18 protein-coding genes are annotated in these 16,863 nt (G+C 29.6%); 4 read left to right on the top strand and 14 right to left on the bottom strand.

The window, feature by feature from the left end; genetic code table 11:
- Window positions 1-23: 23 nt before the first annotated feature.
- From BLT70_RS03820 to BLT70_RS03810, 3 genes are all read right to left on the bottom strand, one after another.
- Window positions 24-1,781 carry a M14 family metallopeptidase gene (locus BLT70_RS03820; RefSeq protein ID WP_091891788.1) on the bottom strand — a complete coding sequence of 586 codons (1,758 nt, stop codon included), beginning with the start codon at window positions 1,779-1,781 and terminating at the stop codon, window positions 24-26.
- Between the two features lie 8 nt (window positions 1,782-1,789).
- A complete protein-coding gene (gene coaD, locus BLT70_RS03815) occupies window positions 1,790-2,245 on the bottom strand; it encodes a pantetheine-phosphate adenylyltransferase (RefSeq protein WP_091891785.1) in 456 nt (151 codons plus the stop codon).
- A gap of 182 nt (window positions 2,246-2,427) precedes the next feature.
- Window positions 2,428-3,402, bottom strand: a complete 975-nt coding sequence (locus BLT70_RS03810) for a D-alanine--D-alanine ligase (protein WP_091891782.1) — start codon at window positions 3,400-3,402, stop codon at window positions 2,428-2,430.
- 94 nt (window positions 3,403-3,496) lie between these two features.
- Here BLT70_RS03810 and BLT70_RS03805 point away from each other — a divergent pair, with 94 nt between their 5' ends.
- Both BLT70_RS03805 and BLT70_RS03800 read left to right on the top strand, forming a co-directional pair.
- Entirely contained in the window at window positions 3,497-4,054 is a 558-nt protein-coding gene (locus BLT70_RS03805) for a PASTA domain-containing protein (RefSeq protein ID WP_091891780.1), read from the top strand.
- Window positions 4,055-4,157: 103 nt separating this feature from the next.
- Window positions 4,158-5,195, top strand: coding sequence for an RluA family pseudouridine synthase (locus BLT70_RS03800; protein ID WP_091891777.1), 1,038 nt, complete (start codon window positions 4,158-4,160; stop codon window positions 5,193-5,195).
- A gap of 75 nt (window positions 5,196-5,270) precedes the next feature.
- On the opposite strand, the gene BLT70_RS03795 is transcribed toward BLT70_RS03800, so the two are convergent.
- The 9 genes from BLT70_RS03795 to BLT70_RS03755 form a co-directional block, all read right to left on the bottom strand.
- Window positions 5,271-5,891 (bottom strand): bifunctional 2-polyprenyl-6-hydroxyphenol methylase/3-demethylubiquinol 3-O-methyltransferase UbiG, encoded by a 621-nt coding sequence (locus tag BLT70_RS03795; RefSeq protein WP_091891774.1) that lies wholly within the window; start codon window positions 5,889-5,891, stop codon window positions 5,271-5,273.
- 22 nt (window positions 5,892-5,913) lie between these two features.
- The gene (locus tag BLT70_RS03790; RefSeq protein WP_091891772.1) at window positions 5,914-6,381 is read right to left on the bottom strand and encodes a DUF6428 family protein; all 468 of its coding nucleotides are present in this window, start codon (window positions 6,379-6,381) and stop codon (window positions 5,914-5,916) included.
- A 126-nt stretch (window positions 6,382-6,507) separates the two neighbouring features.
- Window positions 6,508-7,884 (bottom strand): sulfatase, encoded by a 1,377-nt coding sequence (locus tag BLT70_RS03785; protein ID WP_091891769.1) that lies wholly within the window; start codon window positions 7,882-7,884, stop codon window positions 6,508-6,510.
- 12 nt (window positions 7,885-7,896) lie between these two features.
- Window positions 7,897-8,223: a helix-turn-helix transcriptional regulator gene (locus tag BLT70_RS03780; protein ID WP_091891767.1), complete on the bottom strand. Its 327-nt coding sequence runs from the start codon at window positions 8,221-8,223 to the stop codon at window positions 7,897-7,899.
- 57 nt (window positions 8,224-8,280) lie between these two features.
- Window positions 8,281-9,123 carry a hypothetical protein gene (locus BLT70_RS17390; protein WP_231962810.1) on the bottom strand — a complete coding sequence of 281 codons (843 nt, stop codon included), beginning with the start codon at window positions 9,121-9,123 and terminating at the stop codon, window positions 8,281-8,283.
- Between the two features lie 82 nt (window positions 9,124-9,205).
- Complete coding sequence (locus BLT70_RS03770) at window positions 9,206-9,673, bottom strand: hypothetical protein (protein ID WP_091891764.1); 468 nt, start codon at window positions 9,671-9,673, stop codon at window positions 9,206-9,208.
- Window positions 9,674-9,726: 53 nt separating this feature from the next.
- Window positions 9,727-10,602, bottom strand: a complete 876-nt coding sequence (locus tag BLT70_RS03765; protein WP_091891761.1) for a hypothetical protein — start codon at window positions 10,600-10,602, stop codon at window positions 9,727-9,729.
- 81 nt (window positions 10,603-10,683) lie between these two features.
- Window positions 10,684-11,202: a hypothetical protein gene (locus BLT70_RS03760; RefSeq protein ID WP_091891758.1), complete on the bottom strand. Its 519-nt coding sequence runs from the start codon at window positions 11,200-11,202 to the stop codon at window positions 10,684-10,686.
- A 41-nt stretch (window positions 11,203-11,243) separates the two neighbouring features.
- Window positions 11,244-11,783: an RNA polymerase sigma factor gene (locus BLT70_RS03755; protein WP_091891755.1), complete on the bottom strand. Its 540-nt coding sequence runs from the start codon at window positions 11,781-11,783 to the stop codon at window positions 11,244-11,246.
- 193 nt (window positions 11,784-11,976) lie between these two features.
- Here BLT70_RS03755 and yaaA point away from each other — a divergent pair, with 193 nt between their 5' ends.
- Window positions 11,977-12,735: a peroxide stress protein YaaA gene (gene yaaA / locus BLT70_RS03750; protein WP_091891752.1), complete on the top strand. Its 759-nt coding sequence runs from the start codon at window positions 11,977-11,979 to the stop codon at window positions 12,733-12,735.
- Between the two features lie 117 nt (window positions 12,736-12,852).
- Here yaaA and BLT70_RS03745 read toward each other — a convergent pair whose 3' ends face one another.
- Both BLT70_RS03745 and BLT70_RS03740 read right to left on the bottom strand, forming a co-directional pair.
- Window positions 12,853-14,277 carry an L-serine ammonia-lyase gene (locus tag BLT70_RS03745; protein WP_091891749.1) on the bottom strand — a complete coding sequence of 475 codons (1,425 nt, stop codon included), beginning with the start codon at window positions 14,275-14,277 and terminating at the stop codon, window positions 12,853-12,855.
- A gap of 90 nt (window positions 14,278-14,367) precedes the next feature.
- Window positions 14,368-14,709, bottom strand: coding sequence for a DUF2853 family protein (locus tag BLT70_RS03740; protein WP_091891746.1), 342 nt, complete (start codon window positions 14,707-14,709; stop codon window positions 14,368-14,370).
- A 248-nt stretch (window positions 14,710-14,957) separates the two neighbouring features.
- Here BLT70_RS03740 and dnaK point away from each other — a divergent pair, with 248 nt between their 5' ends.
- Window positions 14,958-16,862, top strand: a complete 1,905-nt coding sequence (dnaK, locus tag BLT70_RS03735; RefSeq protein ID WP_091891743.1) for a molecular chaperone DnaK — start codon at window positions 14,958-14,960, stop codon at window positions 16,860-16,862.
- Window position 16,863: the final 1 nt, after the last annotated feature.

The following is a 16,863-nucleotide window of genomic DNA, read 5'->3' as shown; positions in this document are numbered from 1 at the left end:
AGATTTCATCAAAAAAATATAATTTAGAAAATTTTAAAAACTGGCAAACGTAAATGTGCATCTTCATAATACGGAGAATTTTTATAGATAAAATCTAATTGCATTCTCGGGTTTTTAGCAAAATCTTCATCCGAAGTTAATTTATTTTCAAATGCTTTTTTTATTGCTGGTTTTTCTGCTAAAATTTGTGCTGCAACATCTTCAAAAACATAGGCAGAATACCCTTCTTTTTTCTGTAAAACTGTATCGAAAAAGTTCCAATTAAAAAACGAATCTGTTGCTGCTGCTTCTAGTGTTTCTATTAGATACCGAACGCCGTTCTGATTGGTATCAATATAAATATCGCCCTTTTTAAAGTTGATTTTTGCTAATGTTGAAGTTACAGTAGTTTTTGAATGCAAGTAATGACCTTCATAAGGCGTTTTTGATGTTTTAAAGTCTTTAATATGATTTACCTCAACAGTAATTATTGTATCTTTTTTAAAACGAGTAAATTCTATATGATTGTTTTTTAATCGATCAATAACGTTGTGCCAACCTTGCTGTAAAATATAGGCTTTCGGAATCGTAATTTCTTTCGTTGCTACAAATTCATCATAATATTTCACCACTTTTTCAAAAGGTTTATTTCTATCGTAAAATAATCTTTTTCCGTTGGTCACTTTACTATCAATTATTTCGCCTTCGTAGCCTTTAAAAGACAAATCTCTGTATGCTTCTTTATCAACTTTAAACTGAATTGGATATGTTTTTTTAGCTAAAATTTTATCCGAAGCATTTAAACGCAACTCTTTTATTTTTTTTGATTTTTCTTCTGTAACATCAAAAACAGAAAATAGCAATTCATAGGTTTGTTCTACTCTAATTTTATAAGGTTTTAACATGTGCGTTTCTACCATTAAACCCAACGTATTAAAGAGCGTTGTGTAACCTGTAGAATACCTTGGCGAATCGAAAAACTGAGAAAAACCAGCTTCTGGCGTTGTGCCCCAAACATTTACATAAGGCGTAATTATAATGTCTTTTTTCTCTAAAGATTCTTCTATTTGAGATTGCATTTCGTTTTGTAAAAACATACCTAAATTACCTCCTAATTTATTGTGCTGCGTAAATAAATGCGTAATTGCATATTGATAATCTGCGCCATTACTTACATGATTATCTACAAAAACATCTGGATTTACGGCATGAAAAATAGCTGCAAAAGCAGCTGCGTTTTTTGTGTCTTGTTTTATAAAATCTCTATTTAAATCGTAATTTCTTGCGTTTCCTCTAAACCCGTATTCTTTAGGCCCGTTTTGATTGGCTCTAGAATGCGAATTTCTATTTAAAGATCCGCCAATATTGTAAACAGGAATTACGCAAATAATCGAATTTTTATATTTTTCTTGTAAAGAGTCGTTTTGTACAATATCTCTTAACAACATCATTGAGGCATCAATTCCGTCAGATTCTCCAGGATGAATTCCGTTATTAATTAGAATTCTGTTTTTTAGAGAATTTTTAATTTCATCAACATTAAAAATACCTTCGCTGTTATAGACTGCCAGATGCAAAGGTTCGCCAGAATCTGTTTGTCCAAAAGAAAATAATGAAATTTGATTATATGCTTCTGATAACTTTTTATAATATGTAATTACATCTTTATATTCAGGAGTTTCTGTTCCGTTAGATTTTTCGAAAAGTGTAGTAAAATCTGTGTTTTCTTTAGATGAGTTATCACAAGAAATCATCAGAAAAAAGAAAGAAAAAAAGAAAATTTGCTTTAAAATATTTTTCATTTAATTATTTATTTAACGATAACTGATTCTGGAACTAAACCTGTATAATCTCCTTTATTTCTAATAACATCTCTAACAATAGACGATGAAATAAAGCTTTTTCCTGAAGATGTTAATAAAAAAACAGTTTCTACTTCTGATAATTTTCTATTTGTATGTGCAATTGCTTTTTCGAACTCAAAATCTGCTGGATTTCTTAAACCTCTTAAAATAAAATTAGCATTTTGTTCTTCGCAAAAATTTACGGTTAAGCCTTGATATGTAAGAACTTTTATTTTTGGTTCGTCTTTAAAACAATCTTCAATAAATTTTTTACGCTCTTCTAAGGTAAACATGTAATTTTTATCTGCATTAATACCAATTGCAATAATTAATTCATCAAACAATTTTACACCTCGTTCTATAATATCAAAATGACCTAATGTTATTGGATCAAATGATCCTGGAAAAATTGCTCTTTTCATATGATTTTGTTTTTAAAAAATTTGGATTCAAGACTTTTTAGATTCAAGAATTACTACTTTTTATGCTAACTTACTATTAAATTTTAATTTACTTGATGTTTTGATATTTTTGAATTATGAAACACGACTTTCAAATCTAACTAAAGTTAAGTCTTGTTTCTTATTTCAAGATTATCCTGATGCTATTCACAAGCACTCTCAATAGCATTTTCAAATAACTCAGATAAAGAAATTCCGGCAACTTGTGCTTGTTGTGGTAAAATGCTAGCTTCTGTTAAACCCGGCACGGTATTCATTTCTAAAAAATGAGGTTCGCCATTTACCAAAATATATTCTGATCTAGAAAAACCAGACATATTTAAAACCTTATACACTTTTTCTGCAATTGCTTCTATTTTAATTTTTTCTTCGGATGAAATTTGTGCAGGCGTAATTTCGTGCGATTTTCCTTCGTATTTTGCTTCATAGTCAAAGAAATCATTTTCTGTAACAATTTCTGTAATTGGCAACACTTTTATAGCTCCTTTATATTGAATAACGCCAACAGAAACTTCTCGTCCGTCTAAAAAAGACTCAATTAAAATTTCTGAATCTTCTTTATAAGCAACTTCAATTCCTTTTAAAATTTCTTCTTTATTATAAGCTTTAGAAATACCGTAACTAGAACCCGCGTTATTTGGTTTTATAAAACAAGGCAAACCAACTTTGGCAATAATTTTATCGGTATTAATAACATCACCTTTATTTAAGTATACAGAAGTTGCTGTTTTAATGCCATATTCTTTTACCACACTTAACGTATCTCGTTTGTTAAATGTTAGCGCCATTTGATAATAAGGCGCAGAAGTATGTTTTAATCCTACTAAATTAAAATAGGCAAGTAATTCTCCGTTTTCTCCAGGATTTCCATGAATTGCATTAAAAACACAATCAAAAGTTACCGATTTACTATCAATAACAAAAGAAAAATTATTCTTATCAATAGGATATTCTTTAGATTCATCATCTAAAGCAACCCATTTTTCTTTTAAAATATGAACTCTATAAGGAGTATATTTTTTTCTGTCTAAATGCTTAAAAACTACATTTCCGCTTTTTAAAGAAATGTTTACTTCGGATGAGAAACCACCCATTACAATAGCTATATTTTTTTTCATCAATGTAAAATAAGAAAAACAAATTTATCAAAATATTAATAGAATCCACGACGTTTAGTTTTTATATCTTTGCGTGTTCTAAAAAATTAAAAAAATGAGTATTCTTAAGTTCTTAAAAAGTAAAACTTTTTTTAAACAAATAGCTTTTGCTATTATCGGTTTGGTAATATTTGTGTTTTTTCTTAAATTTTGGTTAGGTGTTACTACAAATCACGATCAAAAAATTCAGGTTCCAGATTTACATAAATTAACAATTACCGAAGCAGAAAGAACCTTAAAAGAATTAAATTTAGACTTTATTGTTATTGATAGCGCTAGTTATAACCCAACCTATCCTAAAAAATCTGTAATTGAACAAAATCCAGAAGAAGGAGACTTTGTTAAAGAAAAACGTAAAATATACCTTACTTTAAATCCATCAAAATACAGAGATATTACAATTCCTGATTTAAACGGACGCACAAAAAGACAAGCAATTTCTGAACTACAAGCAATTGGTTTTATTGTTGGTACAGATTTTACCTACGTAAATGACATTGGCAAAGATGTTGTTAGAGGTTTAAGACATAAAGACAAAATTATAAATGCAAATGATAAACTACCAAAAAATTCTATAATTGAATTGGTTTTAGGTGACGGAGAAAGAAACTAATTTATCAGTTATCAAAGCTAAAAATTAATAATTAAATAACCTCAACCAATGCCTTTTTATCTGGGTTGAGTAAATTTCAACTTTAAAACTTAAACAATAAATTTTGCAAGAAAATCAATCTCAAGATATAGAAAACGACGATTTATATGAGCATTATAGATTTACAGCTAGTGAAGGTCAAGAACCTTTAAGAGTTGATAAATTTTTAATGAATTTTGTAGAAGGTGCAACCAGAAATAAAATTCAACAAGCGGCAAAAGCAGGCAATGTTTTAGTGAATGATATTGCTGTTAAATCTAATCATAAAGTAAAACCGAACGACATTGTAAGAGTTGTTTTGGCTTATCCGCCTGCAGAAAATTTATTAGTTGCAGAAGATATTCCTCTAGATATTGTTTATGAAGACGATACGGTTATTGTTGTAAATAAACCTGCAGGAATGGTTGTACATCCAGGTCATGGAAATTATTCTGGCACTTTGGTAAACGGTTTAATTTATCATATAGAAAATTTGCCTTCAAACTCTAACGAAAGACCAGGTTTGGTGCATAGAATTGACAAAGATACCAGCGGTTTATTAGTAGTTGCTAAAACCGAATTTGCAATGGCAAATTTATCACGACAGTTTTTTGACAGAACTACAGAACGTTTATATTACGCCTTAGTTTGGGGAAATATAGAAGAAGACGAAGGTAGAATTGAAGGTAATATTGGGCGTAGTTTAAAAAATCGTTTACAAATGTCTGTTTTTCCTGATGGAGATTTTGGTAAACATGCTGTTACTCATTTTAAAGTTTTAGAGCGTTTAACGTATGTAACTTTAGTACAATGTAAATTAGAAACCGGAAGAACGCATCAAATTAGAGCGCATTTTAAACATATTGGTCATACACTTTTTAATGACGAGCGTTATGGTGGAGATGATATTTTAAAAGGAACTACGTTTACCAAATACAAACAGTTTGTACAAAACTGTTTTAAAGTATTGCCAAGACAAGCTTTACATGCAAAAACATTAGGCTTTACACACCCAAAAACTGGAGAATTTATGCAGTTTAATTCAGATATTCCTCAAGATATTGTTGATTGTTTAGAAAAATGGAGAACGTATTCTGAAAACTCTAAACACGAATTTGAATAATTTTAGCACCTATTTATAAAAATAAAGAGCGATTTAGTTTTAACTAAATCGCTCTTTATTTTTATAGCATACTTTTTACTTTTCTTTTTTTCTACCAATAAACCGAATAACACTAGATTCTCCGTTATGAAATTTTCCTTCGGATAAATTTACGTTACTTTCTTCGAGCAGTAGAATTTCAAAATCGGGAAAATCGTTTTGAATGGATTCTTTAGAAAATAGCACTTCTATATTTTTGGGACCACCTAAACTAGGATTCTTCTCACTAAGTTTTAAATGGTTTTTACTAAAGCCCTCTAAAATAACCAATCCATTTGGTTTTATTAAATCACCAATCTTTTTATGATATTTCGACAAAATTGATACTGGAAAATGTGCAAAAATTAAGGCTACAGATTCATATTTATGATTAACAATATCTAAATTAAAAAAATCGCCAACTTTATAATTGATAGTAACATTCTGCTTCGCTGCCAATTTTAATGCTTTTTTTTTACCTTCTTCACTAATATCAAAAGCAAGAACATTTAAACCTTTTTTTGCAGCAAAAACAGCATTTCTTCCTTCACCTTCTGCAGGTAACAAGATAGTACCTTCAAGTTTATATTTCTCTAAAGTTTCTTTAAAAAAAGTATTTGGCTCAATTCCGTAAGCATAATCTTCAGCAGAATATCTGCTTTCCCACATTTCTTTCATTTAAGTAGCTTTTAGAATTTAATTAACAACAACCAGAACCTGGGTTACAACAAGAACCTTGAGCTTCCGAAAATTCTAATTTTGGTTTTTCTTGTGGAATTCCGCATGCATCTTTAGCCAAACAAGCAGTAATTTTAGATGTTAATAAGAAGTTGGTTCCATCAAAATCTAAATTATATTTACCAATAGTTTGTTTTCCTTGATATTCTACTTCAATTTCTAAATCATCAAACTTAAATATCTTTTCTGATAATTCTATTATGCCTATTAATTTCTCTGGATGCAACCTGTGATCGTAATCATTTTCTTCCCAAAGTTGAAAATTAATTACGTTTTCACTTCTTACTTTACCTCCGCAATCAATAAAATCTTTTGTTATTTTACCAACTTCAGTAACATGAAAATGACTTGGAACTAATTCTCCGTTTGGTAATTGAAACGCTATTTTTTCTAATCCTTTTAAATGATTTTTAATTTCTGATAATTTCATATTTTTATATTTATTTTTTTTTTATAATGACGATATTACTTAAGTTGTTTTGAATGTTTTATACTTTCTATTTTTTGTAACAACTTCTTATTTAAAAAATTGTTTAAAGTATTTTTTTATAAAAAACTATTTCATTCGTGGTGCATTTTGATTTTGCCATTTACTTAATTCTTTTTTTAGCTCCTTAGCAATCTCTGGGTATTTATCTATTAAATTTATTTTTTCACCAATATCCTTTTTCAGATTGTATAAATGCAATTCATTCTTAGTTACATAATCTATAAGTTTCCAATCACCTTTTCTAACTGCTGCATCATTGCGTTGCCAAAAAAGAATTTCATGTGGTGAATTTGTGTTTTCTCCTTTTAAATAAGGCATTAAGTTTACTCCATTAAGAGGTTTTGGATTCGCAGATGGGTTTCCTCCTGCAAGTTTTATAAACGTAGGCATTAAGTCTAAAGAAATAACTGGTAAATCATAACGCTTATTTTCAGGTAAAATATTTGGCATACTTAGCAAAAAAGGCACACGTATACCACCCTCCGTTTCTGCCCCTTTGAAACCTTTAAGTGGCCAATTATTGGTATGCATTTTTTTGCCTTGTCCACCATTGTCATTTACCCAAACAACAAGTGTATTTTCACGTAAACCATTGGTTTCAAGATAGTCTAAAAGTTTTCCAAAACTACGATCTAAAGAGGCTGTCATACCTCCTGTTATTCTTCGAACAGGATCTTTTAAATCCTTATAAACCGCAATATCTTCTGGTAATGCGTTTAGCGGTCCATGAATTGCATTATAGGAAAGGTATAAAAAGAACGGTTTTTTCGATTTCTGACTATCTGCCATAAATTCCATTGCCTTATCTGTGAAAAGGTCTGTAGTGTAAAAATCCATAGATGCTTCTGGCAGTATACTATCATTATGGCGAAGATTATCTTTATACCTTCTTTTCTTATTCATCTTTTTAGGTAGCGGAAAATAACTTCTATTACCCGAAAGAAAACCATAGAAATAATCAAAACCTCTGTCATTAGGATGAAAATTTTCTTCAAACCCCATGTGCCATTTACCTATTATACCTGTTTTATACCCATTTTCTTTTAAAGCATCGGCGATAGTAGTTTCATCTTTAGGCAAGTTTTGAGAATCATTTGGATTCATAAAAAACCCAAAACGTTGCTGATAACGCCCTGTTAATATACCAGCACGAGAAGGTCCGCAAACGGAAGCACTTACATAGCCATTGGTACAAAAAATTCCAGAAGCAGCCAATCTATCAATTTGAGGTGTTTTAAAATCTTTAGAACCCTGAAAGCCATAATCATGATACCCAGCATCATCAGTAAGAATAAAAAGTATATTCGGCTTAGATTCTTCAGTTTCTATATTCGTGACTGTACTTAAAACAGTAGTTCTACACGATACATTTATAGTTATAATAACAAATAATATACAAGTAATTGACAACTTATATTTTCTTACTAATTTATTAGAATACATGACAAAATATTTTTAGCAACAACTTTCTGTTGAATTCTTATTTAAAAATTTACCTAAAATGTTTTTTATTTTATCCCAATTTTCTTGGTCTATACAATAACAAACACTTGTGCCATCTATGGTACCTTTTATAATTCCTACTTTTTTTAACTCTTTTAAATGCTGAGAAATAGTAGGTTGTGCCAAACCTATATCTTTTACCAAATCTCCACAAACACAAGATTTTAGTTTAATTAAAAACTCTAAAATTGCTATTCTAGCAGGATGACCTAAAACTTTTGCAATTGCAGCAATTTTATTTTGTTCTTCTGTAAATATTTCTGATTTAGTTAACCCCATATCAATTTGTTTATTGCAATATTACGATTAATAATTATAAATAAAAAGATTTTTAATTTATTTATTCAAATCAAACATATAACCAACTGATAAATTAAAGAAACCTGTTGTTGGCAAATCGCTTTCTGTGGCAGTTGCTCTTGGCAGGTTTAAATTGTAACCCAATTCAAAGTCCCAAGAATTTGTGGTTAAAGAAATAGGAAAATTTAGTTGTGTATTTAGTAAATCAAAAACATTGTCATTTAAAGTTTGTAATACACTTTGACCGTTATAAAAAACTATATTTTTAATTGCTAAAGTTTGTTTTGCTATAATAAAATTAATGCTAGGTCTAAAACGTAACGCAAAATTAGCTGCTCTTGTTAGTGTAAAATTAGCAAATGTACTAGTGATAATTTGGTAAGAATTGTCTTTACCAAAAATATAGGATGCAGAAACCGTGGTTCCTAAAGTTCGTTTTTTATTTCTGATACCTAGACTAATATCTAAAGAATTGGTAAAATCATCATACCCATCAGAATAAAAATATTTAGTATAACCTAAATTATAAAGTAAGTTTTTCTTTTTTCCGAAGGAATTAAAATATCCTAAAGAAACACTTGTAAAATCCCAACTTGGCTCAAAATTTTGATAATAAATTCCTGAAATACTTGCGTTAAAGCCAGAGGAATGATAGTAAGAAACTTGTGGAATTATATTAAATTGATCTGTGCCAGAATCTCGCCCAGAAAAAAAAGTATTGCTATTGTAAGAAACTGAAGTGTATAAAAAATTGAAAGAAAAATCGCTTTCTATTAATTCATCTAAAAATTGTTGATCATTAAAAAAAAGCTCATCAATTAAACTATCTAAATCATCTAAATTTTCTTCTTGTGCATAAGAACAAAAAGAGGTTGCCATTGAAATCAATAGCAACCCAAAAACCTTAAATCTGTTTTTTAAACCCTGAAAAAGACGTCTCATAAATAATTAACTAGTTATCTCAATTTCTTTTTTTCCTTTCATTTTTAGTATTATTTATTCTTGATCCATCTTTAAGCTCTCCTCTATCTTTCGAGTTTCTAATTTTATCTATTCGCTCTTTTAACATTTTTCTTTGTTCATTAGTTAAAGTACTTCTAAAATTTTCTCTAGTTTTTCTTAAACTAATTTGTTGATCGCTAACCATTTTCTTTTGATCTATAGAAAATGTAGCTACTAAACGTTTTCTTATTTCGCTTTTAGATATTGTTTTGTCTTTTAAAATAGCTAATTGCTCTTTTGTTAGTGATGCTTTAAATGCTTCACGATTTGTTTTCATTACCTCTTTTTCTTGTTGTAATAGATCTCTTTGTTGTTTTGTTAATTCTTTTTGAATTAGATTAAAGCTAGATTCTTGAGCAAAAACTTTGGTATTAAATAGCATCAAACTAAAAAAAGCTAGAGTAAATATGATGTTTTTTAATTTCATTTTTATTGTTTTTTTCTCTTTAGAATCTAAAGTACAAAATTATAATTTAAAATTTAACAAGCATCTTTTGCTGCATCATATTCTGTTTGGTCATTAACAGTTGCAGTTGTACCATCTCTATATTCGATATCTACAGGAAAATTTAAACTCTTTTTTTCTGTAGCATCAGGATTTGCTTTACACCATTCTTTAAGTAATTTATAATCTGATCTTTCTGTAATATCTATTACTGTTGCATCTGGCATTGTAAAACTTACAGGCAACACTAATTTAAAACATTTTCTTTTACTTTTTCCTTTTTTGCAAGAATCTTTAATTGCGTCTAAATCAGAACTATCAATTAAAGTTTGCACTGTTCCGTCTTCTATAGTTACATCAACAGGGTACACCAATTCTGGACGCTCTGTAGCACCAGGATTCTCTTCATACCAAGTTCTAATTAAAGTCCAATCATCTTTACTATTTAGGGTAATTGATGAATCATCTGGCATAATAAAATCTATAGGAAATACAAATTCAAAACATTTAGATCTTCTCTTAGTTCTTTTCTCATTTGAGTCTGCCAATTGTTTTCCTTGCAAAGAAAAATATACATCGCTAGTTACTTCTTCTCTAGATTGATTGTCTGTAGCTATTGCTACTTTGTAACCTAAACCAGCTGCAAATTCAGCACTTTCTATATAACTATCTGCTAAATCTCCACTAAATGCCGAAGCAGTTTCTACTGGCAAACTAGCTATGGCAACAGTAACTTTAGATGCACTTTCTATTTTTTCTACTAAAGCTGTATCGCTTATCGCAAGTTCGTTTTCTGAAGTTTCAGAATCTGAACAAGATGTAAATAATAATGCAGATAAAACAAATGCAGAAATTGTTAAAAATAGAATACTCGATTTAAAAATACGTTCTCTTGAAATTGATGTTTTCATAATATGTTTATTTTAGTTAATAAATGATTCTATTATTTAGAACCATCAATTTTAAAATAGTTTGAAAATTTTTATTTTTTTTTACAAAATAATTGTCTTCAACAATTCATCATCAATATAATTATCTAACAATGAGTCCTCTAAAATTAAATTATTAAAGATTAAATTATCAAGTTTTTGTTCAGAAAGTTCAGCTTTTATCACAATTTCATTAAACAAAGTGGCTTCTGTAAAATCATCAATTTCAGAATCTTCTATCAATAATGATTCTAATAAAACATCATCAGAAAAAACTAATAACTCAAAATTAGCATCATTATTCGCTGAATTTTGCAACCAAACCGTTAAAGCAAAAAGAAACACTAAAGATGCTGCAATCATATATTTAAACTGAGGTTTCATCCAAAAAACGATTTGTTTTTTAGGTTCTTCTCTGTTAGATTCTTCTTTTATTTTATCTAAAATTGACAGTTTTGATTTCGTAAAATATCCTTTAGGAATTTCTGTACCTAAATATTTTTTATGATGTTTAGAAATATTACCTTTAAAGCCTTGTTTTAAAAAGTTTTTATTGTTGTTATTTTCTATTGATTTCCCCATAATATATTAGTTAGATTCAAACTTTTAAAAATAGTTTTATTTTATAAAAATATTTTTTCTTCAATTGTTTTTACTGATGAATAATAAGACGATTTTAATGTACTTTCTGATACTTCTAATATTTCTGATATTTGCCGAAAACTTAAATCATCGAAATATTTCATTTTAAAAATTTGTTTCTGTTTTTCTTTAAATCCTTCAATAATTTTATGCAGTTTTTTCTTAATTTCATCTCCGTCAAAATAGGCATCTTCAAACAAAATAGCTAAATGAGATTCTGAAACTTCATCAATATTATCTGCTCTTTTCTTGTTATTTTTTTCTAAAAACCTAATTGATTCATTGTAAGCAATTCTATACATCCAAGTATGTAAACTACTTTTTTCTTGAAAATTTTGTATGCTTTTATAAATTCTGATAAAAGTATTTTGCAAAACATCATCTGCATTTTCATGCGTTGCAACTATTTTTCTAATGTGCCAATACAATCGTTCTTGATAAACGTCAAGAAGCTCACTAAAAGCAGAATCTTTTTGTGTAGCATCTTTTAACTTTTTTACAAGTTCTGCGTCTTTATTCAAGTATTGTTTTGTTGATTTCTATTCTTTTGACCCAAGATAAATGAAATAGTTTGATTATTTGTAGAAAAAAAATATGAATCAATTTTTCAAATAGTTTTATCAATATAAATTAATGAGTTTCTTTGAAGATTGCAACAATCATTTGTACTTTTATCATTCAATTTTTAAGAATTAATTTTTTCAATTTCAGCAAATGAAAATCATAATATCACCAGCAAAATCTTTAGATTTCGAAAGTAAAGTAGCAACTAGTTTACACACGCAACCACGATTTTTAGAAAAATCAGAAAAACTAAATAAGAAACTAAAAACACTTTCCAAAAAGAAATTATCAGAATTAATGAAAATTTCTGATGATTTGGCAGCGTTGAATTATGACCGAAATCAAACTTGGCAAACTCCTTTTACAACCAAAAACTCTAAACAAGCTATTTATGCATTTACAGGCGCTGTTTTTCAAGGAATTGATGTAAACTCTTTAGATGAAAAAAAACTACCAATTTTACAAGAAAATTTAAGAATTTTATCTGGTTTATATGGCATCTTAAAACCCTTAGATTTAATACAACCTTATCGTTTAGAAATGGGAACTAAACTAAAAGTTGGCAGAACAGAAAATCTGTACAAATTTTGGGATGACACAGTTGCAAAGTCTTTAAATGATGAGTTAAAAGATGATGAATTACTAGTCAATTTAGCTAGTTTAGAGTACTTTAAAGTAATACCTAAAAAGGTTTTAAAAGTACCAATGATTACACCTGTTTTTAAAGATTTTAAAAACGGAGAATATAAAACTATAATGACATATGCAAAAATTGCAAGAGGTTTAATGGTACGTTATATAATAGACAACAACGTAAAAACTATCGAAGATTTAAAAGGGTTTAATGTTGATAAATACCGTTTTTCTGAAGAAATGTCTTCTGGAAATGAATTAGTTTTTACACGATAAAAAAGTAAATAGAAATTAGTTGGCAGTATTTAGCAGTCGTAGTTACGGTATTAAGTAACAAACTGACTCCAAACTGCCAACTGAAGACTACTGCATACTGCCACTGATAACTGAAACCTAACAATCAACAATTCTCACAGTAACTGCCAAGCCACCTTCCGACGTTTCTTTATAGTTTTTATTCATGTCTTTTGCGGTTTCCCACATAGTGTCAATTACCTTATCTAAAGGTACCAAAGCTTCTTTAGGATTTGTTTCTAACGCAATTTCTGCGGCATGAATTGCTTTTATTGCTCCCATAGAATTTCTTTCAATACAAGGAACTTGTACTAAACCAGCAATAGGATCGCACGTTAAACCCAAATGATGTTCCATAGCAATTTCTGCGGCAGATAAACATTGAGCTGGCGAACCACCTAATAATTCTGTTAAAGCTGCAGCTGCCATTGCAGATGACACACCAATTTCTGCCTGACAACCTCCCATTGCGGCAGAAATTGTGGCATTTTTTTTAAAAATACTGCCAATTTCGCCAGCAACTAATAAAAATCTTTTTATGTGACTAAAATCTGCTTCATGATTCTCTATTACTAAATAATACATTAAAACAGCTGGTATAACACCGGCACTCCCATTAGTAGGCGCCGTTACAACTCTACCCAAAGCTGCATTTACTTCATTTACAGAAAGAGCAAAACAGCTTACCCATTTTAAAATTTCTCTAAATTTTACTTCAGTACTTCTAATTGCTGTAATCCATTCCTTCGGATTTTTATATGTTGTATCTTTTATTAATTTATTGTGTAAATCAAAAGCTCTACGTTTTACATTTAAACCGCCAGGAAGTTTACCTTCTGTATGACAACCTAAATACATACATTCTAACATCGTATCCCAAATTCTATTTAATTCAAAATCAATTTCTTCGGATGTTCTAAGTTCTAATTCGTTTTTATAAACAATTTCTGATATTAATAAATTTTCCTTCTCACAATATTCTTCTAATTCTATAGCTCTGTTTATTGGATATGGAAAGTTTTTTTCAGTGATTTCAATTTCTTTTTCTAAAGTATCATTTTCTTGAACTATAAACCCACCACCAATTGAAAAATAGGTTTCTGTTGAAATTTCTACATCATTTTGAAAACCTCTAAAAGTCATACCATTTGCATGAAAGGGTAAAAAATCTCGATTAAATTTAATAGAATTTTTAGGAAATGGTAATTTTTTGCCTCCCTTAAAATAAATTTCTTCTTGAGTATTAATTCTCTCTACAATAATTGCAATATCCTCTATAGGAATGTATTCTGGATCCGCCTCGCTCAAACCCAAAAGTATAGCTAAATCTGTGGCGTGCCCTTTTCCTGTTAAAGATAATGACCCATATAAATCAACTTTAACAGCATCAATTGAATCAAATAATTGATTGTTTTTTATTTTTCGAATCCAAGCTTCTGCAGCTCTCCATGGTCCAAGAGTATGAGAACTTGATGGACCAACACCTATCTTGAGCATATCAAAAACACTAATAAATTGCGACATTCGTAAAATTTTGACTTATTATGGCTGTAAATGTAAAAAATCCAACTCAATGAGCTGGATTTATTTTTATTTTATTAAAAGAAATCTTTTTTACATTCCGTAAACAGACTCTTTTCCAAATTCAACAGCCAACATATAGTAAACCACTGCTCTATACTTACTTCTTTCAGATTTACCTATAGCTTCAACAACCTTAGCAATTGCTTCGTCTAATTTTGGTCCATCTTCTAAACCTAACTTTTTCATTAAAAAGTTCTTTTTAACTGTTTCTAATTCTTTTGCATCAGAACCAGATACAGTTTCTGCATCTCTCTTATAGATAGATGGGCCTAAACCTTTTGTTACAGCTTTTAATAATTCTGCATTGTATTCTAGACCTTTATCGTCCATAAATTTAGAATATTGTGCTACTTTTTCGTCAAATTTACTCATGATTTTGTTTTAATTTATTAGATATAATATTTTGATTCATAAAGAACAACCCAAAGATAAGAAAATAATTATGCAATTCAAATCTTATAAGTGTCCTATACTTTAGACACAACTTATGTCATGTTGTCACAAATTTTTTAAAAATATTTTTTAAAACTGACATTTTCTAGATAAAAAGTAGTTGGCACACAGTTTGACAATTAGATAAACGTAAAACTGAATTAAGAATTTTTTAAATAAATATAGTTATGAGTAAAATAATTGGAATAGATTTAGGAACAACAAACTCTTGTGTATCTGTAATGGAAGGTAACGAGCCAGTTGTGATACCTAATGCTGAAGGAAAAAGAACAACACCATCTATCGTTGCCTTTGTTGAAGGAGGAGAACGTAAAATTGGTGATCCAGCTAAAAGACAAGCTGTAACAAACCCAACAAAAACAGTTTCTTCAATCAAACGTTTTATGGGTAATAAATTCTCTGAATCTTCTAACGAAATCAAGAGAGTACCTTATAAAGTAGTAAAAGGTGATAATGATACACCAAGAGTAGATATTGATGGTCGTTTATATACACCTCAAGAAATTTCTGCAATGGTATTACAGAAAATGAAGAAAACTGCAGAAGACTATTTAGGAACTGATGTTTCTGCCGCTGTAATTACTGTACCTGCATATTTTAATGATGCACAAAGACAAGCTACAAAAGAAGCTGGTGAAATTGCTGGTTTAAAAGTAGAAAGAATTATTAATGAGCCTACAGCCGCTGCGTTAGCTTATGGAATGGACAAAGCACATGACGATAAAAAAATTGTTGTTTTTGACTTTGGAGGTGGTACACATGACGTTTCTATCTTAGAATTAGGAGATGGTGTTTTTGAAGTATTAGCTACAGATGGTGATACACATTTAGGTGGTGATGATGTTGATGCTAAAATTATTGATTGGTTAGCGGCAGAGTTTAAAGCGGATGAAAATATGGATTTAACTACAGATCCTATGGCTTTACAACGTTTAAAGGAAGCTGCTGAAAAAGCTAAGATTGAATTATCTTCTTCTGCACAAACAGAAATTAACTTACCTTATATTACTGCAACTGCTAGTGGACCAAAACACTTGGTTAGAACATTAACAAAAGCAAAATTTGAGCAGTTAATTGATGATTTAATCAAGAGAACAATAGAACCTTGTAAAACTGCATTAAAAAATGCTGATTTATCAACTTCTGAAATTGACGAAATTATATTAGTTGGTGGTTCTACAAGAATACCTGCTATACAAGAAGCTGTTGAAAAATTCTTTGGTAAAGCGCCTAGTAAAGGTGTAAATCCTGATGAAGTTGTTTCTTTAGGAGCTGCAATTCAAGGTGGAGTTTTAACTGGTGACGTAAAAGATGTATTGTTATTAGACGTTACACCTTTATCATTAGGTATTGAAACAATGGGGAATGTTTTCACAAAATTAATTGATGCAAACACAACAATTCCTACCAAAAAATCTCAAGTATTCTCTACAGCTGTAGATAATCAACCATCAGTAGAAATTCACGTTTTACAAGGTGAAAGAGCGATGGCTGCAGATAATAATACAATTGGTCGTTTCCATTTAGATGGTTTACCACCAGCACAAAGAGGTGTTCCTCAAATTGAAGTAACTTTCGATATTGATGCAAATGGTATTATTAAAGTTTCTGCTTTAGACAAAGGAACAAACAAATCTCATGAAATTAGAATCGAAGCTTCTTCTGGATTATCTGAAGAAGAAATCGAAAAAATGAGACAAGATGCAGAAGCAAATGCGGATGCAGATAAAGCGGCTAAAGAAACTGCTGAAAAAGTAAATGGAGCTGACTCTATGATCTTTCAAACAGAAAAGCAATTAAAAGAATTTGGTGATAAATTATCTGATGATAAAAAAGGACCAATTGAAGCTGCTTTAGTTGAATTAAAAGCTGCTCATGAATCTAAAGATTTAGCACAAATTGATGCTGCAATGGAAAAGATTAATGAAGCTTGGAAAGTTGCCTCAGAAGAAATGTATGCTGCTGAACAAGCTGCAGGTGGAGCTGATGCAGGTGCACAACAAGGTCAACCAGAAGCTGGTGCAGATCAAGGTGACAATGTAGAAGATGTGGATTTCGAAGAGGTTAAGTAAG

The sequence above is a fragment of the Polaribacter sp. KT25b genome (genome assembly GCF_900105145.1).
Taxonomy (GTDB): domain Bacteria; phylum Bacteroidota; class Bacteroidia; order Flavobacteriales; family Flavobacteriaceae; genus Polaribacter.
The sequence above is the reverse complement of the archived record's forward strand: the minus strand, read 5'-3'. Positions and strand labels throughout refer to the sequence as shown.